The organism is Streptomyces sp. NPDC088733, assembly GCF_044751185.1.
In the GTDB taxonomy this organism is placed as follows: Bacteria; Actinomycetota; Actinomycetes; order Streptomycetales; family Streptomycetaceae; genus Actinacidiphila.
In genome coordinates this window covers 129,680-155,472 of the sequence record NZ_JBIVLH010000013.1, presented here as the reverse complement: position 1 = coordinate 155,472, position 25,793 = coordinate 129,680, and the positions used below count along the sequence as shown (strand labels likewise).

Annotated in this window: 12 protein-coding genes; all 12 read right to left on the bottom strand. The window is 70.1% G+C overall.

What is annotated here, in order from left to right; translation table 11 throughout:
* Positions 1 to 51: 51 nt before the first annotated feature.
* Positions 52 to 15,969: a non-ribosomal peptide synthase/polyketide synthase gene (locus ACIP64_RS24390; protein WP_401590456.1), complete on the bottom strand. Its 15,918-nt coding sequence runs from the start codon at positions 15,967 to 15,969 to the stop codon at positions 52 to 54.
* A 420-nt stretch (positions 15,970 to 16,389) separates the two neighbouring features.
* The gene (locus ACIP64_RS24385) at positions 16,390 to 16,602 is read right to left on the bottom strand and encodes an MbtH family protein (protein WP_401590627.1); all 213 of its coding nucleotides are present in this window, start codon (positions 16,600 to 16,602) and stop codon (positions 16,390 to 16,392) included.
* A gap of 262 nt (positions 16,603 to 16,864) precedes the next feature.
* Complete coding sequence (locus ACIP64_RS24380) at positions 16,865 to 17,467, bottom strand: hypothetical protein (RefSeq protein WP_401590453.1); 603 nt, start codon at positions 17,465 to 17,467, stop codon at positions 16,865 to 16,867.
* A gap of 203 nt (positions 17,468 to 17,670) precedes the next feature.
* Positions 17,671 to 18,558, bottom strand: coding sequence for an SDR family oxidoreductase (locus tag ACIP64_RS24375; protein WP_401590450.1), 888 nt, complete (start codon positions 18,556 to 18,558; stop codon positions 17,671 to 17,673).
* Between the two features lie 55 nt (positions 18,559 to 18,613).
* Positions 18,614 to 18,997: an MmcQ/YjbR family DNA-binding protein gene (locus ACIP64_RS24370; protein ID WP_401590447.1), complete on the bottom strand. Its 384-nt coding sequence runs from the start codon at positions 18,995 to 18,997 to the stop codon at positions 18,614 to 18,616.
* A 55-nt stretch (positions 18,998 to 19,052) separates the two neighbouring features.
* Complete coding sequence (locus ACIP64_RS24365) at positions 19,053 to 19,970, bottom strand: NADP-dependent oxidoreductase (RefSeq protein ID WP_401590445.1); 918 nt, start codon at positions 19,968 to 19,970, stop codon at positions 19,053 to 19,055.
* A 51-nt stretch (positions 19,971 to 20,021) separates the two neighbouring features.
* On the bottom strand, positions 20,022 to 20,651 hold the full coding sequence (locus ACIP64_RS24360) for a nitroreductase family protein (RefSeq protein WP_401590442.1): 630 nt from the start codon (positions 20,649 to 20,651) through the stop codon (positions 20,022 to 20,024).
* Between the two features lie 55 nt (positions 20,652 to 20,706).
* Positions 20,707 to 21,621, bottom strand: coding sequence for an isocitrate lyase/phosphoenolpyruvate mutase family protein (locus ACIP64_RS24355; RefSeq protein ID WP_401590440.1), 915 nt, complete (start codon positions 21,619 to 21,621; stop codon positions 20,707 to 20,709).
* A 153-nt stretch (positions 21,622 to 21,774) separates the two neighbouring features.
* On the bottom strand, positions 21,775 to 22,248 hold the full coding sequence (locus ACIP64_RS24350; RefSeq protein WP_401590437.1) for a GNAT family N-acetyltransferase: 474 nt from the start codon (positions 22,246 to 22,248) through the stop codon (positions 21,775 to 21,777).
* A gap of 40 nt (positions 22,249 to 22,288) precedes the next feature.
* The gene (locus tag ACIP64_RS24345; RefSeq protein ID WP_401590435.1) at positions 22,289 to 23,563 is read right to left on the bottom strand and encodes an MFS transporter; all 1,275 of its coding nucleotides are present in this window, start codon (positions 23,561 to 23,563) and stop codon (positions 22,289 to 22,291) included.
* A 106-nt stretch (positions 23,564 to 23,669) separates the two neighbouring features.
* On the bottom strand, positions 23,670 to 24,050 hold the full coding sequence (locus tag ACIP64_RS24340; RefSeq protein WP_401590433.1) for a nuclear transport factor 2 family protein: 381 nt from the start codon (positions 24,048 to 24,050) through the stop codon (positions 23,670 to 23,672).
* A 335-nt stretch (positions 24,051 to 24,385) separates the two neighbouring features.
* Positions 24,386 to 25,771 carry a dihydrolipoyl dehydrogenase gene (gene lpdA, locus ACIP64_RS24335; protein ID WP_401590430.1) on the bottom strand — a complete coding sequence of 462 codons (1,386 nt, stop codon included), beginning with the start codon at positions 25,769 to 25,771 and terminating at the stop codon, positions 24,386 to 24,388.
* Between the last annotated feature and the right edge of the window lie 22 nt (positions 25,772 to 25,793).

Genomic DNA, 25,793 nt, shown 5'->3' with positions numbered 1-25,793 from the left:
AGATGACGGACTGAACAGGTGGAACCGCGTGGGGACGCGAGGGGTGGGGCTCTAGCGCTGCCGGGGACGCAGCGCGGGCCGGCTGTGCTTCTCCGGTCCCAGCCGCTTGGCCAGTCCGGCGGGGGTGGGCGTTTCGAAGATCGCGCGGATCGGGACGTCCCTGTTGAGGGCGGCGCGGATGTGGCCGGCGAGCTGGGTGGCGAGGAGGGAATGCCCGCCGAGATCGAAGAAGTTGTCGTCCACTCCGAAGTCGGGGAGGCCCAGCACCTTGGCGAAGATGCTGCAGAGAGCGGCCTCTTCGGGTGTGGCGGGTTCCCTGCTCCCGCCCTGACCTGCGTAATCGGGCGCCGGGAGGGCGGAACGGTTCAGCTTGCCGTTCACCGTGACCGGCAGCTCGTCCAGGACGACGATCGCGGAGGGGACCATGTAGTCCGGCAGGAGGGTGGCGACATGGGTCCGCAGCACGCCGCTTGCCGCCGCCCGGAAGGCGCTGACGTCCTCGGCGGACACCTCGGGGGACGGTACGAGGTAGGCGGTGAGGCGTTGGTCGCCGGGTTGGTCCTCGCGGACGATGACGGTGGCGTGGGCGACGGCGGGGTGGGTGAGGAGTGCGGTCTCGATTTCGCCGAGTTCGATGCGGAAGCCGCGGATTTTGACCTGGTGGTCGGTGCGGCCGAGGTATTCGAGCTCTCCGTTGGTGTTCCAGCGGGCGAGGTCGCCGGTGCGGTACATGCGTGCGCCGGGCGTGCTGCTGTGGGGGTTGGCGACGAAGCGTTCGGCGGTGAGTGCGGGTCGGTTGAGGTAGCCGCGGGCGAGTTGGCTGCCTGCGAGGTAGAGCTCGCCTGTGACGCCGGGGGGTACGGGTTGGAGTGCGGCGTCCAGGATGTAGGTCTGGGTGTTCCAGATGGGTCGGCCGATGGGGACGACGCTGGTGGTGTGGGGTTCGCAGGTGTGGGCGGTGACGTCGATGGACGCCTCGGTCGGGCCGTACAGGTTGTGCAGGGGAATGCCGAAGGATGCGGCGAAGCGGTCGCGCAGTTCGGCGGGGAGGGCCTCGCCGCTGGCCATGACGGCGCGCAGGGACGGCATCGTCCACTGCGCCGTCTCAGCCGCCGCCGTGAACACCTGGAGCATGGAGGGGACGAAGTGGGCGATGGTGACGCGCTGACGCTGGATGAGTTCGGCGAGGTAGCCGGGGTCGCGGTGGCCGCCGGGGCGGGCGACGACGAGGGTGGCGCCTTCGAGGAGGGGCCAGAAGAACTCCCACACGGATACGTCGAATCCGAACGGGGTTTTCTGCACGACGCGGTCGCCCGGGGTGAGTTGGTAGGCGTGCTGCATCCAGGCGAGTCGGTTGACCACACCGGTGTGCGGGACGGTGACGCCCTTGGGGCGTCCGGTGGAGCCTGAGGTGTAGATGACGTAGGCGGGGTGGGCCAGGAGCGGCAGCTGGTCGGGGTCGGTGTCGGCCTGACTGTGCAGTTCGGTCGCGGGGTCGTCCAGCACCAGCCGCGTCACGCCCTCGGGCAGCACGTTCTCGAACTGGCGGGTGGTCACCACCAGCGCCGGCGTGGCGTCGCGCAGCACGTAGGCCACACGCTCGGCCGGGTATTCGGGGTCGATCGGTACGTACGCCGCGCCGGACTTGAGGACGGCGAGCAGTGTGACGACGAGGTCCGGGGAGCGGTCCATCATGACCGCGACCCGCTGCTCCGGGCCTGCGCCACGCGCCGTCAGCAGTCGTGCCAGCCGGTTCGCCCGGGCGTTGAGGTCCGCGTAGGACAGCGTGGTGTCCTCGAAGACCACCGCGGTCGCGTCCGGCGTGCGGGCCACCCGGGCCTGGAACAGCTCGGGGAGCGTGGCCGGAGGGACAGCACGCGCGGTGTCGTTCCATTCCACCAGCAGCCGGCGTTCCTTGTCGTCCAGGACGTGGATCGCACGCAGCGGTCGCTCGGGCTCCTCCTCCAGCGCCGTGACGAGGTCCGCGACCGCGGTGTGCATGAAGGCGCCCAGCGACCGCGGCTCGACCGGGGCCACCGCCTGGATGGTGAAGGTGAAGTGGGGGTCCTGGTCGTTGACGGCGAATTCCAGCGGGTAGTTGGTGCGCTCGTGCCCGTGCAGCAGTTCCATCCCGTCGGGGCCCGGTGCCGCCGTGTCCTCGGCGTGCCGGTAGTTGAACAGCGACGTGAACAGCGGTGTCCGGGCGGGAAGGGCGCTGGCCCGCTGGGCCAGGATGAGCGGCGCGTGCTCGTGCACCAGCAGGTCCGCGAGCTGCCGCCGCATCGCGTACACGGCCTCACGCACGCTCACGGAGCCGATGTCGAGGCGGGCGGGCAGCGTGTTGACGAACAGGCCGGGTACCCGGTCGGCTCCGGCGCCCGCGTTCATCCGGCCGAACAGCACCGTGCCGAACACCACGTCGTCCCGGCCCGAGGTGGCCGCCACGACCCGCGCCCAGGCGACGTGGAACAGCGTCGCCGGGCTGACACCCAGGCTCCGCGCCTGCTCCCTGAGCCGCTGCGCCACATCGGGACCGAGGGGCATGCGCACCTCGGACACGCCGCGGCCGTCACCGTGCACGTCCAGCAGGCCGTACGGAGCGGTCGGCTCGCTCACGTCACCCACAAGCCCCGCGAAGAACCGCTCGTGCTCCTCCGCCGGGATCGTGAGCCGTGCCCGCGCGACGAACTCGCGGAACGGCAGCGGCGCGGGCAGTGTTTCCGCGCCTCCGGAGAGAATCGCGCGGATCTCGTCGAAGACCAGGGCGAGGGACGTACGGTCCTGCACCAGGTGGTGCACCTCCAGCAGCACGACCCACCGCCCGTCGCCGGGGTCCTGCGCGACCGCGGCCTGCAGCAGGGGCGCGCGCCGGACGTCCATCGGCTCCGTGCGCGTGGCCAGCAGGCCGCCGACGACGTCCGCGCCCTCCAGCCGGAGCGTCCTGACCGCGACGGGGGCCGTGCGCAGGACGACCTGGACGGGCTCCCGGAGCCCTTCCCACAGGAAGGCCGTACGCAGGATGTCGTGCCGGTCGACCACCTGCTGCACGGCGGCGAGAACGGCGTCCACCCGCTCCCGGGAGTCGAAGCGGAGGACGTACGGCAGCGTGTACAGGTCGCTGCCGTTCTCGCCCTCCAGCAGGTGGTGGAAGAGGATGCCCTCCTGCAGCGGAGCCAGCGGGTAGATGTCGGCGATGTCGGCCGCGCCGCCTGGCACCTCCGCGGTGACGACGGCGATCTCCTCCGCCGTGAGGTCGGCCAGCGTCACCATCTCCGGCGTGATCGCCGTGGCACCCGCGGGGATGCCGTTGTCGGGCAGCACCACCTTCGGAGCGCCCTCCAGCGCCGCGAGACCGGCCACGGTCGGGCTGGTGAACAGCGTCCGCACATCCACCGCGACACCCGCCGCCCGGGCCCGCTCCACCAGCGTCACAGCCAGCAGGGAGTGCCCACCCAGCTCGAAGAAGTCGTCGTCGACACCGACGGAGGGCAGGCCGAGCACCTCGGCGAACAGCGCGCACAGGATCTCCTCCTGCACCGTCGACGGCCCGCGCCCGGTGACCGCGGCGGCGTGGTCCGGAGCCGGCAGCGCCCTGCGGTCGAGCTTGCCGTTGACCGTCAACGGCAGTGCGTCCAGCACCAGGATCGCGGCCGGGACCATGTACTCGGGCAGCACCTGCGCCAGGCGCGCGCGCATCTGCACGACGTCCGCGTCACCGGCCGCCACCACGTACCCGGTCAGGCGCTTGTCTCCCGGGCGGTCCTCGCGGACCACCACGGCCGCCTGCGTGACGGACGGGTGGGCGAGCAGCGCGGCCTCGATCTCGCCGAGTTCGATGCGGAACCCGCGGATCTTCACCTGGTCGTCGGTGCGGCCCAGGTACTCCAGCTGCCCGTCGGTGTTCCAGCGGGCCAGGTCGCCCGTGCGGTACATCCGTTCGCCGGGTGCGCCGTACGGGTTGGCGACGAACCGCTCGGCGGTGAGCCCCGGCCGGTCCAGGTAGCCGCGGGCCAGCTGCACACCGGCCAGATAGAGTTCGCCGGCCACCCCGGCAGGCACCGGCCGCAACGCCGTGTCCAGCACGAACACCCGGGTGTTCCAGACGGGGCGCCCGATCGGCACCCCACCGCCGGCGTCCGCCCCCGGCTCACAGGTGAAGGCGGTGACGTCGATGGCCGCCTCGGTCGGGCCGTACAGGTTGTGCAGCGGGATCGGCAGCACGGCGTGGAACTGGTCGCGCAACGAGGCCGGCAGCGCCTCGCCGCTGCAGACCACGGCCCGCAGGGAGACGCACTCGCGGGCGGCGGCTTCAGCGACGAACACCTGGAGCATCGACGGGACGAAGTGGGCGACGGTGACCTGCTCGCGCCGGATCAGTCCGGCCAGGTACCCCGGGTCGCGGTGACCGCCCGGACGGGCCGCCACCAGCGTCGCGCCCTCGATCAGCGGCCAGAAGAACTCCCACACCGACACGTCGAACCCGAACGGGGTCTTCTGCACGACGCGGTCATCGGGGGTCAGCCGGTAGGCGTCCTGCATCCACGCCAACCGGTTGACCAGGCCCCGGTGGGTGATCGTCACGCCCTTGGGACGCCCGGTGGACCCGGAGGTGTAGATGACGTACGCGGGGTGATCGACCAGAAGGCCACGGGTGCGGTCGCCGTCGTCGAGGTCGGCCGGGGACAGGCCGTCGAGGACAAGCGCCGTTTCCGGTTCGTCGAGGACGAGGCGGGGGAGCTGCCCGCTGTCCGCCGGGTTCAGGGCAGCGGTGGTGACCAGGAGTACGGGACCGGCGTCGGCGAGGAGACCGGCGATGCGGTCCGCCGGGTGGTCGGGGTCGACCGGGAGGTAGGCGGCGCCCGTCTTGAGGACGGCCAGCAGGGTGACGACGAGATCGGCGGAGCGCTCCAGGTCGACCGCGACAAGAGTTTCGGGTCCGGCGCCGCGTCCGGCCATGAGCCGGGCGAGCCGGTTGGCACGCGCGTTGAGATCGGCGTAGGACAGCCGCTCGTCCTCGAAGACCACGGCGGTGGCGTCGGGGGTGCGCGCGGCCTGTGCCTGGAAGAGGTCCGGCAGCGTCGCCGCCGGAACCTCGTGCGCGGTGTCGTTCCACGTCGTCAGCACGGTATGACGCTCGTCCGGGCCGAGCAGGTCGATGTCGGTGACGGGGCGTGCGGGGTCGGCGGTCGCGATGTCGAGGACACGGACGAACCGCTCGGCCAGCGACTCAGCCGTGCCGTGGTCGAACAGGTCGGCGGCATAGGTGAGGGAGCCGCTCAGGCCGCCGGTTTCGGTCTCGCGGAGCTGGACGTCGAGGTCGAACTTGGCGGGCAGGTCACCCGTGTTCAGGACGTGGGTCTCGACGCCGGGGAGGGCGAGGTCGGCCGGAGCGGCGTTCTGCAGCGCCAGCATGACCTGGAAGAGCGGATGGCGGGCCATGGACCGGGCGGGGGCCAGGTCCTCCACCAGCCGTTCGAACGGCACGTCCTGGTGGGCGAAGGCGTCCAGACCCCGTTCGCGCACGCGGTGCAGCAGTTCCCGGAAGGACGGTTCCCCCGAGACGTCGGTGCGGATGACCAGGGTGTTGACGAAGAAGCCGACCAACTCGTCCAGGTTCTCGTCGGTGCGGCCCGCCAGCGAGGTCCCGATGGGGATGTCGGCACCCGCGCCGAGGCGGAAGAGCAGCGTGGCGAGGGCGGCTTGCAGCACCATGAACACGGTGACGCCCTCGGCACGGGCCAAGCCCGTGATCCGCTCGTGGAGTTCGCCGTCGATGCGCAGGCCGACGGTCCCGCCGCGGTGTGAGGCCACCGGCGGCCGGGGCCGGTCGGTGGGCAGGGCGAGTTCCTCCGGCAGACCGGTGAGGGCCTCGCGCCAGTAGTGCAGTTGGCGGTTGAGGACGCTCGCCGCGTCGTGGTCCTCGCCCAGGAGCTCGCGCTGCCAGAGGGCGTAGTCCGTGTACTGGACCGGGAGCGGTTCCCACGCCGGAGCCCGGCCGCCCGCGCGGGCGGCGCAGGCGGTGGAGAGGTCGCGGGCGAGAGGCGCGAGCGACCAGCCGTCACCGGCGATGTGGTGCAGCACCAGGACCAGCACGTGTTCCTGCGGGGCGATGGCGAACAGCCGTGCCCGCAGGGGGAGTTCGTCGGAGAGGTGGAAGGGGCGACGCGCCTCCTCGGCCATGGCCCGCGCCACCTCGCCCTCCGGCATCTCCTCCTGGAGGAACGGCAGATCGATCGCCTGAGGAGCGAGGACGCGCTGCTCGGGTGCGCCGTCGACATGCGCGAAGACGGTGCGGAGCACTTCGTGGCGGGCGACGACGTCGGCGAGCGCGGCCCGGAGGACGTCGGGATCGACGTCGCCGGTGAGGCGGAGGGCGATGGGGATGTTGTAGAGCGCGGACGGCCCTTCCAACTGCTCCAGGAACCACAGGCGCTGCTGGGCGTACGACAGCGGCACCGTCGCGGGCCGCGGCCGGGCGGTCAGCGGCAGACGCGCGGTGTCGGCGCCGGTCTGGGCGAGGCGGAGGGCGAGCCCGGCGACCGTGGGCGTCTCGAACAGGGCCCGGACCGGGACCTCGGCCCCAAGGGCGGTGCGGATACGGCTGACCAGACGGGTGGCCAGGAGGGAGTGTCCGCCGAGGTCGAAGAAGTTGTCGTCCACCCCGACGTGCGGGAGACCGAGGACGTCGGCGAACGCCTGGCCGAGGAGCTGCTCCTGGAGGGTCCGCGGTTCCCGCCCCGGGCCCGTGGTGCCGTAGTCGGGGGCGGGCAGGGCCTTGCGGTCCAGCTTGCGGTTCACCGTGAGCGGGAGGGCGTCGAGCTCGACGATCGCCGACGGCAGCATGTAGTCCGGCAGTACGGCCGACAGGCCGGCACGGACGTCCACGACGTCCATGCCGCTCGCCGGGACGATGTATCCGACGAGGCGCTTGTCGCCGGGCTGGTCCTCGCGCACCACCACCGCCGCCTGGGCGACGGACGGCTGGGCGAGCAGAGCGGCCTGGATCTCGCCGAGTTCGATGCGGAAGCTGCGGACCTTGACCTGGTCGTCGGTGCGGCCGAGGTACTCCAGCAGCCCGTCGGAGTTCCACCGGACCAAGTCGCCGGTCCGGTACATCCGCTCGCCGGGTGCGCCGTAGGGGTCGGCGACGAACCGCTCCGCCGTCAGGCCGGGCCGGTTGACGTATCCCCGGGCCACCTGCACGCCCGCCAGGTACAACTCCCCTGCCACCCCTGGAGCCACCGGCCGCAACGCCGCGTCCAGCACAAAGGCCCGGACATTCGGCAGCGGACGGCCGATGGGCGGAGTCCGGTCCCACGACCGCGCGCCGCACCGCATCAGCGTGGCCCCGATGGTCGTCTCCGTCGGCCCGTAGCTGTTGTAGAACTCCCGGTCGGTAGTGACCCACCGGTTGACGAGACCCGCGTCCGGCGCCTCACCGCCCACGATGAGCGTCCGCAGCTCCGGCAGGCGCGCCGGGTCCAGCTGCCGCGCGACCCCCGGTGTCACGTGCGCCACGGACACGTTCTGCGCGCGCATCAAGTCCTGCAGGCGTTCGAGGTCGACCCGGTCCTCATCGGCGGCCAGCACGAAGGCCGCACCGGAGACCAGGGTGACGAAGAGGTCCTGCACCGACACGTCGAAGCTGAACGCCGTCGCCCCCAGCATCCGTGCACCCTCGCCGATCCCGTACTCGGCTGCGGCGGCGGCGATGTTGTTGGCGAGCGAGCGATGCGTGACCGCGACGCCCTTGGGACGCCCCGTGGAGCCCGAGGTGTAGATGACGTACGCGCGGTGGTCGGGCAGCAGCGGGCCGCGCCGGTCCGCGTCGGACAGGTCATGCGCGGCGCGGCCCGACAGGTCGTCGAGGGACGGACGAGTGACGTCGACGCCCGGCAGGCCCTCCCACGTCGCGTCGCCTCCGATGAGGACCGAGGGCCGTGCCTCGGCGAGCAGATACGCGATGCGCTCGACCGGGTGCCCGGGATCGACGGGGAGGTAGGCGGCCCCGGTTTTGAGAGTGGCCAGGATGGCGACGACGAGATCGACGGACCGGGGAAGGGCCAGGGCGACCAACTGCTCTGGTTTCGCGCCGTGTTCGATCAGCAGCCGGGCGAGCTGGTTGGCACGGGTGTTGAGTTCGGCGTAGGACACGTCCATGCCTTCGAACACCAGGGCAGGCGCCGAGGGAGTACGTGCGACCTGGGCCTCGAACAGCTCGGTGACCGTGGTCTGCGGCAGCTGCCGGGTGGTGTTGTTCCACTCCACCAGGACGCGGTGGTGCTCGGCCGGGCTGAGCACGTCGATCCGGTCCACGGGGACGGACGGATGCGCGGTGACGGTGTGCAGGACCCGGGTGAAGCGTTCGGCGAGGGCGGCGGCGGTGTGGTGGTCGAACAGGTCGGTGGCGTAGGTGATCGCGCCGTGGAGGCCGGCGGGCTTGCCGTTGTCGGTGAGGTGTTCGTTGAGCTGGAGGTCGAGGTCGAACTTGGCGGGACCGTTGCCCGTGGGCAGAGCCTCGGCGGACAGGCCGGGCAGTTCGAGAACGGCCTGCGTGTTGTTCTGGAGGGTGAGCATGACCTGGAACAGCGGGTGGCGGGCCATCGACCGGGTCGGCGAGAGCTCTTCCACCAGGCGCTCGAACGGGATGTCCTGGTGGGCGTAGGCGTTGAGTGCGTGCTCGCGGACGCGTTCGAGGAGCTGGATGAAGTCGGGGTCGCCTGACAGGTCGGTGCGCAGGACGAGGGTGTTGACGAAGAATCCGACGAGGTCGTCGACTGCTTGGTCGGTGCGTCCGGCGATGGGGGTGCCGATGGGGATGTCGTCGCCGGCGCCGAGGCGGTTCAGCAGTACGGCGAGTGCGGCTTCCGCCACCATGAACACGGTCACACCCTGGGCCCGTGCCAGATCCACGACGGCCTGGTGGACGTCGGCGTCGATGCGGAGGTCGACGGTGGCGCCGCGGTGGGAGGCCACCGGGGGACGGGGTCGGTCGGTCGGCAGCGCCAGTTCTTCGGGGGCGTCATCGAGTGCGTGCTGCCAGTAGGCGAGTTGCTCGGCCAGGAGGCTGCCGGGGTCGGAGGCGTCACCGAGCAACTCCTGTTGCCAGATGCTGTAGTCGGCGTACTGGACGGGCAGGGGTGCCCAGGTGGGGGCGGTGCCGGTGGTGCGGGCGGTGTAGGCGGTGGAGACGTCGTGGGCCAGGGGGCCGAGGGACCATCCGTCACCGGCGATGTGGTGGAGGACGACGACCAGCACATGCTCATCGGGACCGGTCCGGATCAGGCGGGCCCGCAGCGGGATCTCGCTCGCCAGATCGAAGGGTTGTGCCGCCGCCTCGGCCCCGGCCTGCGGTGCCTGTTCGGCGTCGATGACGGTGAAGAGGTCACCGATGTCGTCGGCGTCGATGATGCGCTGGTGGGGCCGGCCGTCGACGGTGGTGATGACGGTGCGGAGGACTTCGTGGCGGGCGACGACGTCGCGGAGTGCGGCGTTGAGGGCGTCGGTGTCGAGGGTGCCGGTCAGCCGCAGCGCCATGGGGATGTTGTAGGTGGGGGACGGTCCTTCGAGTTCGCTGAGGAACCACAGGCGCTGCTGGGCGAACGACAACGGCACCAGTTCCGGCCGCTGCGCCGGGACCAAGGCAGGCCGCGAGGCGCTGGTGGTGGTCAGCCGGTCCGCGAGTTCGCGGAGCGTGGGTGCCTCGAACAGCGTACGAATCGGGACCTCTACCCCGAATGCTGATCGGATGCGGCTGATCAGGCGCGTCGCGAGGAGGGAATGGCCGCCGAGTTCGAAGAAGTTGTCGTCGATGCCGACGGACGGCAGGCCGAGTGTCTCGGCGGCCAGGGCGCACAGGATTTCTTCCTGGGCGTTGGCCGGGCCTCGGCTGGTGGCCGTGGTGGTGTAGTCGGGGGCGGGGAGGGCTTTGCGGTCGAGTTTGCGGTTCGCGGTGAGCGGGAGGGCGTCGAGTGCGACGATCGCCGCAGGCACCATGTAGTCGGGCAGCAGGCCGGTGACGTGGGCGCGCAGTTCGGCGCCGTCCACGGTTGCTCCCGTGACGATGTAGCCGACGAGGCGCTTGTCGCTGGGCTGGTCCTCACGCACCACCACTGCCGCCTGGGCGACGGACGGGTGGGTGGCCAAGGCGGCTTCGACCTCGCCGAGTTCGATGCGGAACCCGCGGATCTTGACCTGGTCGTCGGTGCGGCCCAGGTATTCGAGTTGCCCGTCGGCGGTCCATCGGACCAGGTCCCCGGTGCGGTACATGCGCTCGCCCGCACCGCCGTAGGGGTTGGCGACGAACCGTTCCGCGGTCAGCGCGGGCCGGGCGAGGTATCCGCGGGCCAGGCCGGCTCCGGAGATGTACAGCTCTCCGGCCACGCCGGCCGGCACCGGGCGAAGAGCCGCGTCCAGCGCGAACACCCGGGTGTTCCAGATGGGCTGCCCGATGGGTACACGGGTGCCCTGTCCAGGATGCAGGGCCACCAGCGTCGACCACACGGTGGTCTCCGTCGGGCCGTAGAGGTTGGTCACCGACACTGCCGCTGCCGTCAACTGCTCAGCGAGCGCCGGAGGCAGTGCCTCACCGCCGACCAGCGCCCGGAGCCCGCTGATCGCGTCCGGTGCCTCCACGGCCAGGGCCTGCCACACCGCGGGCGTCGCCTGCAGCACCGTGGCGCCCGACCGGTGGATCAGTTCGGCCAGGGCCTGCGGGTCCCGGGCGGTGTCGCGGTCGGCGAGCACCACGCGGGCGCCGGACACCAGGGGTACGAAGACCTCCAGTGTGTGGATGTCGAACGCCACTGTGGTCACGGCGACGAGGGCGTCGTCGGTGTCCAGGGCCAGGTACTCGCGCAGGGCGGCCACGAAGTTGCCGAGCGCGTGGTGGGAGACCACGGTCCCCTTCGGCCGGCCCGTGGAGCCCGAGGTGTAGATCACGTACGCGGGGTGGGCGGGCAGCAGTGCCACGCCGCGTTCGGCGCCGGTCAGGTCCCCGCCCTCACGACGTGAGATCGCTTCGGCGGTCTCCGGGGCGTCCACGACCAGCCGCGCCGTGCCCTCCGGCAGCACCGACTCCACCGCACGGGTCGTCACCACCAGCGCGGGCCGGGCGTCCGCCATCACATAGGCGATGCGATCGACCGGGTGGCCGGGATCGATGGGGAGGTAGGCGGCGCCTGTCTTGAGCGTGGCCATGATGGCGACGACGAGGTCGACGGACCGGGGAAGGGCCAGCGCGACCAGTTGTTCGGGCCGTGCCCCGTGCTCGGCCAGCAGCCGGGCGAGCCGGTTGGCGCGGGCGTCGAGTTCCGCGTAGGACACGGCGATGCCCTCGAACACCACGGCGGTGGCGTCCGGGGTGCGTGCGGCCTGTACCTGGAACGACTCCACCACCGTCGCCGGCGGCGCCTCCCTGACGGTGTCGTTCCACTCCTCCAGGATGCGGTGGTGCTCGGCCGGGCCGAGGACGTCGATCCGGCTCACGCGGACCGACGGTTCGGCGGCCACCGTTTCCAGGACCCGGACGAGACGTTCGCCGATGCCGGCGGCGGTGTCGTGGTCGAACAGGTCGGTGGCGTAGGTGATCGCGCCGTGCAGGCCCGCGGGCTCGCCCGCGTCGGTGAGGTGTTCGCCGAGCTGGACGTCCAGGTCGAACTTGGCCGGCACCTCGCCGGTGGGCAGGATCTCGACGTCCAGGCCGGGCAGTTCGAGATCCGGGGTGGTGTTGTTCTGGAGGGTGAGCATGACCTGGAACAGGGGGTGGCGGGCCATCGACCGGGCCGGGGTGAGCTGTTCCACCAGCCGTTCGAACGGCACGTCCTGATGCGCGTACGCGCCCAGAGCCGTCTCACGCGCCTGACCCAGCATGTCCAGGAACGTCGGGTCGCCGGACACGTCGGTGCGCAGGACGAGGGTGTTGACGAAGAATCCGACGAGGTCCTCCACCGCCTCGTCGGTGCGTCCGGCGATGGGGGTGCCGATGGGGATGTCGTCGCCGGCGCCGAGGCGGTGCAGAAGGACGGCCAGTGCCGCCTGCGTCACCATGAACAGGGTGACACCGTGTGCGCGGGCCAGCTCGGCCAGTGCCTGGTGGACCTCGGCGCCGATGTGGAGGTCGACGGCAGCGCCGCGGTGGGTGGCCACCGGGGGCCGGGGCCGGTCGGTGGGCAGTGCCAGTTCCTCGGGCGCGCCGTCCAGCGCGTGGCGCCAGTACGCGAGTTGCTCCGACAGCAGGCTCGCGGAGTCGGTCGCGTCACCCAGCAGTTCGCGCTGCCAGAGGCCGTAGTCGGCGTACTGCACCGGCAACGTGCCCCATGCGGGGAGTTCACCGGTGGAGCGGGCGGCGTACGCGGCCGACAGGTCACGCGCCAGCGGGGCCAGCGACCAGCCGTCGCCCGCGATGTGGTGCAGCACCATGACCAGCACGTGCTCGTCCGGCCCCACCTCGGCCAGCGACATGCGGACGGGGATGTCGGTGGCCAGGTCGAACCGGTGCCCCGCGGCCTCGCTCAGCCAGGACGGCAGGGCGCCTTCCGTCACCGGGCTGACCGGCAGCACGGCACGGGCTTCCTCGGACGGCAGGATCCGCTGGTAGGGCACGCCGTCCACGGTGGTGAAGACCGTCCGCAGGACTTCGTGCCGGCCCACGACGTCGTGCAGCGCGGCGCGCAGGGCGTCGGTGTCCAGCCTGCCGGTCAGCCGCAGCGCCATGGGGATGTTGTAGGTGGCCGAGGGGCCTTCCAGCTCGCTGAGGAACCACAGCCGCTGCTGGGCGAACGACAGCGGCACCAGCTCCGGTCGCCGCGCGGGCGCCAACGGGGGCCGGGACGCGCCGGAGGCGGTCAGCCGGCCCGCCAGTTCACGGAGCGTGGGTGCCTCGAACAGCGTCCGGATGGGCACCTCCACCCCGAACACCGACCGGATGCGGCTGACCAGCCGGGTCGCGAGCAGGGAGTGCCCGCCCACCTCGAAGAAGTTGTCGTCCACCCCCACGGAGGGCAGGTTGAGCACGTCGGCGGCCAGCGCGCACAGGATCTCCTCCTGTGCCGTCGCCGGACGCCGGGCGCCGCTGTCCGCGTCGTGACGCGGAGCCGGCAGCGACTTGCGGTCCAGCTTGCCGTTGACCGTGAGCGGCAGTGCGTCCAGTGCGACGATCGCCGTCGGCAGCATGTAGCCGGGCAGCACGGCTGAGAGAGCGGCACGGACGTCGGCGATGTCGACGCCGTCCGCACCACTCGCGGGGACGACGTAGCCGACGAGGCGCCGGTCGCCGGGCTGGTCCTCACGTACGACCACCGCGGCTTGGCCCACGGACGGATGCGCCGTCAGCGCGGCCTCGACCTCACCGGGCTCGATCCGGAAACCGCGGATCTTCACCTGGTCGTCCGCCCGGCCCAGGTACTCCAGATGACCGTCGGCGCCCCATCGCACCAGGTCACCGGTCCGGTACATCCGCTCGCCCGCCGTGAACGGGCTGGCCACGAACCGCTGCGCGCTCAGGGCGGGGCGGTCAAGGTATCCCCGCGCCAACTGCACGCCGGCGACGTACAGCTCACCCGCGACACCTGGGGGCACCGGCCGCAGCGCACCGTCGAGCACGTACGCCCGGGTGTTCCACACCGGGCGGCCGATGGGCACGGTCGAGTGCCCGCGGTCCGCCGCGCTCCACCGTCCGTACGTGACCTGGATGGTCGTCTCGGTCGGCCCGTACAGATTGATCAACGGAACGCCCCACGCCCCGGCGACCCGCGCCGCCAAGGGCGCGGGAAGCGCCTCGCCACCGGACAGGACGAGCCGGAGGCGACCCGCGTCCTCCAGCGGAAGGGTGTCCAGCACCGAGGGAACGAGCTGCGCCACCGTGACGCCGTGGCGCACGATGTGCGCCATCAGCCTCTGCGGGTCCCGGGCCTCCTCGCTGGACACCAGGGACATCGCGGCACCGCTGACCAGCGGCAGCCACACCTCGCAGCCGGCCGCGTCGAAGCTGGCGGACGTACGGGCCAGCACGACGTCGCCGGCTTTCGTGCCGCTTGCCTCGCGCAGGCACAGCAACTGGTTCACGAGCCCCGCGTGCGGCACCGCGACACCCTTGGGCCGGCCGGTGGACCCGGAGGTGTAGATCACGTACGCCGGATGCGCGGACCGCAGCACCGCGCACCGCTCGGCGTCGGCCAGGTCGGCGTCACCCAGGTCCTCAAGCGCCGCGACGGTGCCCGGGGCATCGATCGCCAGAGCCGTCACCTCGTCCGGCAGCCCCTCCTGTGCCGCCTCGGTGGTGAGCACGAGGCCGGGCCGGGCGTCCCGGAGCATGTAAGCGATCCGGTCGGCGGGGTAGGCGGGGTCCACGGGTACGTACGCCGCCCCCGCCTTCACCACCGCCAGCAGGGCGACCACCAGGTCGGCCGAGCGGTCCATCAGCACCGCCACCCGGTCCTCCGGCCCCGCACCCCTGATGACCAGCAGCCGCGCCAGACGGTTCGCCCGGGCGTTCAGCTCCGCGTACGTCAGCTGGGTGTCCCCGGACACCACCGCGGTCGCGTCCGGCGTGCGCGCGACCTGCGACTGGAACAGTTCGGGAAGCGTTGTGAGGGGGACCTCCCGCTCGGTGTGGTTCCACTCCACCAGCACGCGGTGCTGTTCGACGGGGGTGGCCAGGTCCAGCCGGGCGAGCGGCGCACCGGGCTCCAGGCCGGCCAGTGCGGTGAGCAGATACAGGAACCGCGCCTGGTGGGCGGCGTTCTCCTCCTCGGTGTAGAGCGCGGGGTTGGCCAGGAAGTCCAGCCGCAGACCCGTGTCCCGCTCGTAGATGAGGATCGTCAGGTCGTCCACCGCGCCGTTCGCGAGGTAGGTGCGCGCGGTGGTCTCGCACTGCCCGAACCGGGGCATCGTCCGGTCGTCGGGGAGGAAGTTGATCGCGGGACCGAACATGCGGCCGCCCGTACGGGCGAGTTTGAGGTCGCGGTACAGATCCTCGTACCGGTAGCGCTGGTGCTGCAGAACCCCCCGGCTCCGCGCGGACGCCTCCCTGGCCAGGTCACGCACGCTCATGTCCGCCGCGATGCGCATGCGCAGCGGCAGCACCTGGGCCATGCTCGCCACCGACCCCTGCACCCGCGACCCCTTGCGCGCCGTGACGGTCAGCCCCATCACGACGTCCTGCGCCTGCGCCACCCGATGCGCGTACAGCCCGGCGGCCCCGATCAGCAGGGCGGGCAGGGCGACGCCGGACGCGCGGGCCACCTGCCGAAGCGACTGCGCGACCTCGGCCGAGACCTCGGCGGTGCGGCGGTGAGCACGGTGGGACGCCGACGCCGACGCCGACGCCGACGCCGAGGCCAGGCTCACGGCCTCGGGCGCGTCCTCCATCCGCTCGGCCCAGTAGGCGCGGTCCCGCGTGAACTGCTCGCTCCCGCGGTACGACTCGTCGTCGGCCAGGATCTCCTCGAGCGTCGCGAATGGCGTGAACGGGCAGTCGCGCCCCTCTTCGAGGGCGGTGTAGATCTCCGTCACCCGGTTCAGCCACACCGCGTAGCCGACGGCGTCCACCGCGATGTGATGGGCCCGCAGATACACCACGGTCCTGTCCTCGCCCACCATGAGCGCGGTGAAGGTGATGATCCGGCCGTGTTCGAGATCGGCGGGACGCGCCGCGTCGGCCCGCATCCATGCCTCCGCGGCCGCCACCGGTCCGGGCTCCGCGCGCAGGTCGACCACGGGCAACCGGTAGTCGGGCAGGGGTTCGACCACCTGCCACGGGCCGTCTTCGTTTTGCCCGAACCGCCGGTGCGACACCTCGGCCTCGGCCAGCGCCTGGCCGAACGCCGCCTCCAGCAGGCCGAGTTGCAGGGGGCCGGCGATGTCCAGGTACTCCACCATGTTCTGGGCCGGGCTCTCCGGATTCAGTGCCTGGGCGTACCAAATGCCCTTCTGAGCCGCGGTCAGGGCCTTTTTGGCATGGTTAGGCATATTGAATACCCCGTGTACTTGATATCCGGCGAGAAGTCAGCGCAAAATCCTGTGCCACGCGGACTCGTCATCTGCCGGCGACAGATTTCCTGCCTGTCGAAGTCCGGCCGCGAGCGCGGTGCAATGCAGGACCCCCCGGGGTGGCGACCGGCGAAGCCCTTTAATCTTTTTTGAAGGTCCGGTGTGTTCTCGCCGATATCAGAAGAACGAAGTGGCCGACGTGAATGCGGCCGGGGCGAACATTTCGGCGCCTGTCAGGTCGTGTGTGCTTCATTTCCGGCCCCCGGGGTGGCGTGCCGGGGGAGCGGCCTCGGCGTCAGGAGGCGGCGGGGACGCGCGGCGCGTGCGACGGCCGCTGCCCGCCTGCCGGGCCCCGAGTACGGTCCGCTGCGACGCAACGGACCGCAGGCCCAGGTGCTTTCAGTTGCCGCCCATGGCATCGACCAGGCTCTGGGGCCGCATGTCGGTCCATGTACGTTCAACGTAGTCAAGGCAGTCCTGGCGCGAAGCCTCGCCGAATGCGATCTCCCAGCCCTCGGGGACATCGACAAAAGTCGGCCACAGGGAATGCTGCTTCTCTGCATTGACCAGCACCAGATAGCTGGCTTCCTGGTCCTCAAACGGGTTCGTCATGTCCGGCGCCTTCTGATATTCGTTCAAATTACTCGTGCTTTACCAACTTTACGCAAACGGAACCTATTCATCGCAAGCAAACACGGAGTTACCTCCGGCTGGCACCCGCATGATCTTGCGGTGGCAGTGGGGTCGCGTCGGATTCCCTGGATTGCCCGGGTGGGGCAGGTTTATTGCTTTTGTGTGCGGATCCCGGGCGCCGTGAGGGCCGGGCGTGCGACGTGCGGCAGACGCCGCTGCCGGTGAGGAGGCGCTTCGACGGTCACTGCTCGGAGTCGGACCAAGTCGCCACGAGTGCCTGCCAATCCGGAAAGCGCGGGCCGGAGACCGTCTCCCGCACGGGTTCACCGTTGAGCCAGCACACCTGCTCGGGGGCGCCGTCGCCGGTGTCGAACAGGCAGCACACTCCTCCGCAGGCCGCGGTGAGGTCGGTGAACGCCTGTCTGACGTTGGCCGATTGCGCGAACAAGCGGCTCATCCCCGACGACGCGGCCCAGCACTCCACCGACGTGTAGCCAGGGTGCAGTACGGACGCGAACCGGATCGTCGCGTAGATGTACCCGATCCGCATGCGCCCGTCCGCCTCGGGTTCGGAGCCTCTCGCCTGCGCGTACTGACGCAGTGCGTCATCGACGTCGAACAGGAGGGACATGTCGAGTTCGAGCGTGCTGCTCGTGGAGCAGTCGACCGGCTCGCTCGCCAAATGCGACGTGAACGGGAGAAGGAGCCGCTCACCGCCGGGCAAGGTGACATCGAGCGGCGGCGCGGCAGGTGCCCGTGGTGCCGCCAGCGCGGCGAGACGGGTCAACACCCTGGCGACATTCCCAGGACGCAGATAGATGTCGTAGCCATAGATCAGGCCCACTTCTCCCCCCGCCCCGGATCGAACCGCACCCTCTCACGACTCGCCCCTCGGGCGCTTGCCGGTTTCCTGGGCACCGGTTTCGGCACCGGCAACCCGCCGGAGGCGGACACGCGTGAGGCGGCGGCCCGGTGCTCGGCGCAGCGGGCCGCCGCCTCAGGGCGCGGGGATGCCAATGGTCGTCGTGCAGTTCACCGCACGGGCCTTCACCCCAGGGACGGATAGTCGCCCGCGGCGAGGTCGTCGATCAGGCTTGGGTGGGTGGGCTTCCAGCCGAACCTTTCCTGGGTCAGTGCGCCCGACGATGCCATGTCGAGGGCGAACATGCGCCCGATGACGCCGAAGCGCTCGGCCGGCACGGACTCGACGGGCACTGACAGGACGCCGCCGATGGTCTCGGCAAGCGACTTCATGGTGTCGCCCTCGTCCGCCACCGCGTGCAGGGCCGTGCCGGGTGCGGCGTCCTCGAGCGCGATGCGGAACAGCGGGGCGGCGTCGAGCAGGTTGACCGCGGGCCATCGCTGCGTGCCGTCGCCGACGTACGCGGACACGCCAGTTTTCTGGGCGGTGGCGATCAGCACCGAGCAGAAGCCGTATGCCGAGGCGCGCCGGTGCACGGAGCGGGGCAGCCGCACGACGGAGGAGCGGATGCCCTGGGCGGCCAGGGCCAGGATCTCCTGTGAGGTGCGGCCGCGGCCGCCGGTCGGGCCGTCGGTGGTGTCGGGGTCCTCCTCGGTGGAGGTGTGGCCGGGCATCATCGGTGTGAGGCCGGCGTGCACGAACGGCTTGCCGCTGCCGGCGAGGGCGGCCGCGAGGGTCTTCACGGCGCGCGCTTCCTCCTCGATGCCCTGGTCCATGTTGTTCCAGTCGTTGCTGAAGGCCAGGTTGACGACACCGTCGGCTTGTGCGGCGCCGGTGCGGAGGCTGTCGAGGTCGGTGAGGCCGCCGCGGAGCGGCGTCCCGCCGGCGGCGGTGACGGTCTTGGCCGCGGCATCGGATCGGACGAGGCCGATGACTTCGTGTCCAGCGGCGATGAGGTCGGGAACGACAACTGAACCGATGCTGCCGCTGGCGCCGGTGACGAATACACGCATGGGAGGCTCCAGATGACTGCTGCGACGTTGCGTCGCAGGACGGGCATGTCGGGGGTCAGGCCGGGTGGTTGCAGGTGTGCGGATCGGCGGGTCGCCTGGACTTGGGAAGCCCGGCGACCACGAGACGGTAGGAGTCGGTGACGAGTTCCTCCACCAGCTTGTCGTCGATGGTGTCCCCGCCCTGGACCGTGATCCAGTGTGTTTTGTTCATGTGGTAGCCGGGGGTGATGTCCGGGTACCGCTCACGCAGGGCTGTGGCGTCGTCCGGATCGGCTTTCAGGATCAGCACGGGACGGCCCGGCATGTCGGTCATGAGCATGAAGACCTTGCCGGCCACCTTGTGGAGCTCCCAGTCGGGGTCCAAGCGATGCTCCTGGTCGGTGCCGGGCAGTTCCGCGGTGACATCGCGCGCGATCTTCTGCAGTTCCTCTCCGTCCAAGATGATCAGCTCCTCTGTCGTTCGAGTCCCTGGCGTATGCCGGGCCGTCCACCGCCTACGGGAGGACGCGGATGACTGTCTTCCCGCGGCGTCGCGTGGTCGGGTTGAGGGCTCCGACAGCATCGTCGAGACTCGCGACGTCACCAATGTTGGTCCGCAGCCGTCCGTCCCGCACCCGCTGCACGATCTCACCGAGGCCGGCGCGATCGGCCTCGACGACGAAGTCCATGGCCAGGCCGTCGGCGGGCCGTGCCTCGACCGGGCCGACGACGGACACCAGCGCTCCTCCGGCCCTGATCAGGGCGGCGGACTGCTTCTGAACGTCGCCACCGATGACATCGAAGACCAGGTCGACGCCGCCGACGTCCTTCAGCGCGTCGCTGCCGAGGTCGACGAACTCGTGCGCCCCGAAGTCGAGCGCCTTCTCGCGGTCGGCGGCTCGTCCGGTGCCGATGACGTAGGCGCCCGCCTCACGGGCGAGCTGGGTCACCATCGTCCCGACGGCCCCGGCTGCGCCGTGGGCGAGGACGGTCTGGCCGGCCTGGAGGCGGCCGTGCTGGAACAGGCCCTGCCACGCGGTCAGGCCTGAGATCGGCAGGGACGCGGCTGTCGTGAAGTCGACGTCGCCCGGCAGCGGTGCGAGGTTGCGTGCCTCGATCGCCACGTACTCCGCGAGGGTGCCGTCGCGGTGCCAGTCGGCGAGGCCGAACACGCGCTGCCCGACCGAGAGCCCCGCCGTGCCGTAGCCGAGAGCGGTGACCACGCCGGCCAGCTCGTGGCCGGGGATCGACGGAGTCTTGTCGCGGCCGGCGCGGTCGGCCCAGGTGGACGGCCACTCCATCTCCGTGGGGACGAAGCCTGCTGCATGGATCCGAACGATGACGTCGTTGATCGCCGCGAGCGGCTCAGGCCGCTCCGTCAGCGTCATTCCGGCTGTTCCCGCGGCCTGGTCGGTGACCACAATGGCTTTCATTGGTATGGCTCTTCCTGGTAGGGGTGGAGGGTTTTGTCTCCGGGTGGGTGCTCAGACGAAGGTGAACAGCTCGTCCGCGTCGAAGCGCGAGATCGGGGTGGGGTACACCCGCTCCGGGTCGGGGTAGCCGAGGGCCAGCAGCACCGTCGTGGTGTGACCGCCTTCCCGGATCTTGAAGGCCTTGTCGACACTGGTCGGGTCGAAGCCCTCCAGCGGAGTGGCCTCCACGCCGAGCTCGGCGGCCGCCATCATGGTCAGGCCCACCGCCATGTAGGTCTGCTTCTCCATCCAGTGGTTCAGGTCCTTGTACCCGTAGGTGCGAAGGTCGAGGAAGTTCCGGGTCATGGATTCCCACAGCTCCTGCTTTGACAGATCGGGGAACCGGCCATCGGCCCTCTCCTTGGCGAACACCGCCTCCAGATGGGCGTCGGGCAGATCCGCCCGGGTGGTGAGAATGATCGTGTGCGACGCGTTGAGGACCTTCTCGGCGTTGTCCCGGAACCGTTCGCCCAGGTTGTCGGCGAGCCGTTCCTTGCCCTCCGTCGTGGCGAGGACGTAGAAGTGGTTGGGCTGTACGTTCACCGATGTCGGCGTGGAACGCAGGAACCGCAGCAGCTGCTGGAGGGTTTCCCCCGGAATGGTCCTGCTGGGATCGAAATACCTGGTGAGATGCTTGTTCATGAGCTTTTCAAGATTCACGTGAATCTGCCTCTCTCGTGCGACGAATGGGTTGGGGTTATGTCGTTCGGCGGGCGATCAGCTCGTTGATGCGTTCGAAGCCGGTTCCTGTCGTCGCGCTGCGCAGGTCACCCGCGACGAGAGCCTTGATGGCCTGGTCGAGTGCCTGCATCGCGTGGGTGTAGAGCGCCGGACCCACGCTGATGCGCTTGACGCCGGCCTTCTGCAGTTCGGCGACGGTCAGCACCTTGTCCGCCGGCGAGATGAGGACGTTCACCGGTGTCGGCGCCACGGCGGCGACGATCGCGACGAGTGCGTCGAGGTCGGGCGGGAAAGGGGCGTAGAGCACATCCGCGCCGGCCTCCGCGAAGGCCGTCAGACGCCGGATGGTGTCGTCGAGGTCGGGCCGCCCCTGGAGGAAGTTGTCGGTGCGGCCGGTGACGACGATGCGCCCCTTGGCCGCCTTCACGGCGCTGCGGATGCGGTCGACCGCCTCGTCGAAGTCGCGGATCGGCTGATCGGGACGGCCCGAGGTGTCCTCGATCCCGATACCGGCCAGGCCGGACTCGACGGCGGCCTCCACGGTCGCGGCGACGTCCTCAGGCGTGTCGCCGTAGCCGTCCTCGAAGTCCCCGTTGACAGGCAGCCCGGTGAGACGGCCGAGCAGCCGCGCATGCTCAAGGTGCTCATCACGCGTGACTTCGTGACGTCCGTCGGGCCGGCCGAGTGTGGTGGCGAGTGCCGCCGACGACGTCGCGATCGCCTCGAAGCCGGCATCGGCCAGCATCAGAGCCGAGAGGCCGTCCCACGCGTTCGGCATGACGAGGCCGCCGTCGCGGGTGTGCAGCGCCATGAATTTTTCATAGAGCTCGGAGCCCGGCATATCGAACCTTTCCCTGGTGATCGTTTTTGGGTGGTGAGGGGATTCCCGACACAGGGGACGCCTTCCCCCAACGTACCGCAGATCGGCCACTGTATAGGACTAAATGGTCCTCGAATTTCAGACCTTGTGTCCGACATCTGTGCAGGTAAATTCCCGCTCTGCAGCGAGGGGGGCCCGTAAATGGATGGACTAAAACGTCCTTCAGCGGTCAGGTGCTCCGTGAGCCGTGTCGTGACCGGAGAGCTACGCCAAGTCGTGCTCGATTGCGGTGAGCTCGTCGTCGTGGCGGCCTGCCACGGGCTCGTGCTTGACGAAGGCGCCGGCACCGGGATGGACCGTGTCGATGAGGTCGGCGTACTCGGGGTTGCGGTCGATGAACTCACCCACCACCGGGCACATGACGGTGATCTTCTTCCCGCTCGCGCGGACTTCGTCCAGCACGCGGGAGATGAGCTCGGAGGCCACCCGGTTCTTGCGGTAGGCGGGGTCGACCCAGGTCGTCAGGAGTACGACGCGGCCGCCTACGAACCGGTACGAGAGTTCGGCGATCCCATCGTCACCGAGAGCGGCGATCCAGCGACCGTGCTCCGCGTCGTGGACGACATCGAGCACCCACCTGGACTCCGCCTCGCCGGGAATTACCTCGTCCAAGGCGGCGATGAGCGCGGCATTGTTCTCTTGACGGGCGGACGCCTCCGCCCCGAAATCGAACGTCATTGTCGTACTTTCTGTCGAGGGACCGGATCAGTGGGTTCGGTCAAACGGGCGTGGCCGGGAGCCGGCGCGGTTCGTCGTGATTACTCGTGTCGGTGTGCGGATCGCGAGCGGCGAGGACGCTGAAGAGGGTTGCGACAAGAGCGAACACGGCGTATCCGAGGGTGATCCGCGGCAGCGAGAGGGCGTTCGAGAGCTGGCCGGAGACAAGGCTGGGGAAGGCGGCGCCGCTGTAGCAGAGCAGGTAGACGGCGCTGAAGATCGGCGCCCGGTCGGCGAGGGTGCTGCCGTGGAGCAGACCGCGGGTGGCGGAGCTGATGGCGATCCCTTGACCGGTGCCGGCGATGACGGTCGCGGCGACGAACAGTGCCAGCGTGCCGATGGCGATCGCGGTGATGATGCCGATCCATCCGGCCAGGAAGACGACCATGCCGATTCGCTGGGCCGCGGCCGAGGTGAACCGGCCCCCGATGGGAGCACCGAGAACGCTGGGGGCCATGTAGAGGGCGAAGACCAGTCCGAGCGTGAGGGCGCTGCGGGTGTGGAATCGGTCCGCGACCAGCGCCGGCATGAAGGCCTGGTAGAAAGCCCCGGTCGCCCACGTCGCGAGGAACACTGCCGCGGCCACCGGGAGCAGGTTCCTGACCCGCGCCGGTACGCGGACCCGGGGCAGCAGGGACTGCCAGGCACCCGGTGTCGGCTTCGCGGTTTCCGGGCTGATGACGACGAGCACGGCGGACAGCGCGAGGAAACCGGCGCACGCCAGGTAGATGAGGTGGCGTGGCCAGGGGCCGAACTGGACCAGGGCACCGGAGGCGATGGCACCGAGGGTGAGGCCGAGCATGGGTCCCTGGCTGGAGGCGACGGATGCCAGCCATTCCGGTCTGCTGGGTGCGGTGTCGACGATGTAGGAGGTGAGGCTGCTGCCGGCCACCCCCGTACCGACACCCATCAGGAGCCGGCCCGACAGCAGGGTCCCGATGTCGTGCACGTTCAGCAGGAGCAGGCAGCCCAGCAGGAGCAGGCTGAGACTGACGATCGCGGTGGGCCGTCGGCCCAGGTGATGGGAGAGTCGTCCCAGCACGAGCAGTCCGGCGATGGTGCCGACGGCATTGCTGACGATGGCCAGCGAGATGCCGGCGTTGGTGAACCCGTCCTCGGCCCGGTAGGTGTTGAACAAGGGGATCGGTGCGGCCGACGCGGCGAACGAGGCCACCAGGGCGACCACCGCGGCGGAGAAGGCCAACTGGAGCGTTCTGCCCCGGCGGGTCAGGTTGATCACTGGTGCCAGGTCCTGCATCGAGCAGTGCCTTTCCATGAGTCGGTACGTCAGGTCCCGATGCGGGGCTGTGGTCTGTCTGCATGTGGCCGGCACCTGTGCGGCCGACCGTGCCGGCGGCCGTACCGGCGCCGATTCGGCCGGGTCAGGTGCCAGGGGCGATCGCGCAGGCCGAGACGCAGACCCAATTGCCGTCACGCTTCTGGTAGGTGTCCGTGTAGAGGGCTTCCTGATGCGCGCCGTCGGCGAGCAGGGTGTAGGTGGCACGGGCGTGGATCAGGGCGACGTCACTGAGGATGCGGATTTTGACGTCGTGCACAGCGAGATCCTTGAAGGGTCGCGGCTCGGCGATGTATTCGAGGAACTCGGCACGGTTGCGTGTGACGCCTGGAGTCTGAACGACGAAGTCCTCGGCGAGGAACTCGCTGAAGCGCTGCACGTCGTTGAACTGGTCGGAGTGGACATAGTCGTTGTTGAGCTGGTCGAGGATCGCCAGGTCTTCGGTGGTCTGCTTGGTGTGGTTCATGTGTCTGTTCCTTCTCTGCGTGGTGTGGCGTTCACTGCAGGTCGGATCGACGCGGCGAATGTGGCCGTAAGGGGGGGAGGCCCGCAATGGGGGATGCCTCACGTTCGCTGTGGAATGCGGCCGTCGCGCTATGGAGGGCTCCGGACAAAAGCCACTGCTTGCGACGAACTCTCTTCAGCGTCTCAAAGACAAAACGGGACTGTCAAGTCCTCTTGTATTTGGTATTGCTGATCAATGTCCCGGAAACGTGCAGGTCAATGGCTTAATGCCTCAGATTGACGCCATGGCGTATGGACTGCGTAACTCTTTGTGGCGGCGTGCCAGTGGTCGCCGCATCAGACCTGCAAATGCAGCGGTTTGCCGGTCAGCGCGAGAGTTGCCTCACCGAGCGCCTCGCCCTGCGTCGGGTACGCGTGGATGAGGCCGGCGACGTCCTGAGGACGCGCTTCCCAGTTGTAGATGAGCTGCGCTTCGCCGATCTGCTCACTGATCCGGTCGCCGATCATGTGCACCCCGACGACTGCCCCGTCCTTCCTCCGGACGACCTTGACGTGGCCTTCCGTTCTCAGCGTTCGGCTGCGGGCGTTGGTCGCGAGATCGTAGACGACGGAGTCGATGTTCTCGGCCCCGTGCACCTGCTCGGCCTTGGCTTCCGTCAGGCCGACCGACGCGATCTCGGGGCGGGAGAACGTGACGCGCGGGACGCCGTCGTAGTCGATCGGTACGGCACGCTGCCCGGCCACGCGGTCGGCGACGAGGATGCCCTCGGCGAAGCCGACGTGTGCGAGCTGCGGCGTGGGGACCAGGTCTCCGATGGCCGAGATGGTGGGGACGCTGGTGCGCATGTACTCGTCCACCAGCACGTGTCCCCTGTGCATGGCGACGCCCGCCTCCTCGAATCCCAGGCCCTGGGAGACCGGGCCTCGTCCGACGGCCACGAGCAGGAGGTCCGCTTCCAGCGTCCTGCCGTCGGCCAGCCGGACGCGGATACCGTCCTCCGTGTACTCGCTCCCGGCGAAGGGGACACCGAGGTGAAGGGTGATGCCGCGCTTGAGGAACTCGGCCTCCAAGCGGCCGGAGACGGTCTCGTCCTCCGCCGGGACAAGGTGCGGCAGGGCTTCGACAACCGCGACCCGGGCTCCGAACGACGACCACGCGGACGCGAACTCGACGCCGATGACGCCGCCGCCGAGCACGATCACGGACGCGGGGACATAGTCGAGGGCGAGAGCGTGGTCCGACGAGATCACGCGCCGTCCGTCGATCTCGAGTCCGGGCAGGGTCCTCGGAACGGACCCGGTGGCGAGCACGACGTGGCGGCCCGTGAGCCGTCGGCCGCCGACATCGACGGAGGTCGCCGACGACAGCCGGCCCTCCCCCTCCACGTAGGTGATGCCGCGTGCGTCGACGAGGCCGGTGAGCCCCTTGCAGAGGCTCGAGACCACGCCGTCCTTGTAGGCGTGCAGGGCCTCCATGTCGATGCCTCGAAAGGACGAGTGCACTCCCACGTCACGGCCATGGCGCGCCTGATCGGCCAGTTCCGCCGCGTGCAGCATGGCTTTGGTGGGGATGCAGCCGTTGTGGAGGCATGTGCCGCCGAGCTTGTGGCGTTCGACCAGGGCGACGCTGAGCCCGAGTTGGGCCCCGCGCAATGCGGCCGCGTACCCGGCGCTGCCGGCCCCGAAAACGACCATGTCGTAGGGCTCTTCGTTGTCGCTCATGTCCTTGTTCCTTTGGGGTCTG

What these genes read in the sequence shown, in the direction of transcription:
- ACIP64_RS24390 (WP_401590456.1), bottom strand. Translation starts at nt 15,969, where the DNA reads ATGCCTAACCATGCCAAAAAGGCCCTGACCGCGGCTCAGAAGGGCATT.
- ACIP64_RS24385 (WP_401590627.1), bottom strand. Translation starts at nt 16,602, where the DNA reads ATGACGAACCCGTTTGAGGACCAGGAAGCCAGCTATCTGGTGCTGGTC.
- ACIP64_RS24375 (WP_401590450.1), bottom strand. Translation starts at nt 18,558, where the DNA reads ATGCGTGTATTCGTCACCGGCGCCAGCGGCAGCATCGGTTCAGTTGTC.
- ACIP64_RS24365 (WP_401590445.1), bottom strand. Translation starts at nt 19,970, where the DNA reads ATGAAAGCCATTGTGGTCACCGACCAGGCCGCGGGAACAGCCGGAATG.
- ACIP64_RS24360 (WP_401590442.1), bottom strand. Translation starts at nt 20,651, where the DNA reads ATGAACAAGCATCTCACCAGGTATTTCGATCCCAGCAGGACCATTCCG.
- ACIP64_RS24350 (WP_401590437.1), bottom strand. Translation starts at nt 22,248, where the DNA reads ATGACGTTCGATTTCGGGGCGGAGGCGTCCGCCCGTCAAGAGAACAAT.
- ACIP64_RS24345 (WP_401590435.1), bottom strand. Translation starts at nt 23,563, where the DNA reads ATGGAAAGGCACTGCTCGATGCAGGACCTGGCACCAGTGATCAACCTG.
- ACIP64_RS24340 (WP_401590433.1), bottom strand. Translation starts at nt 24,050, where the DNA reads ATGAACCACACCAAGCAGACCACCGAAGACCTGGCGATCCTCGACCAG.
- lpdA (WP_401590430.1), bottom strand. Translation starts at nt 25,771, where the DNA reads ATGAGCGACAACGAAGAGCCCTACGACATGGTCGTTTTCGGGGCCGGC.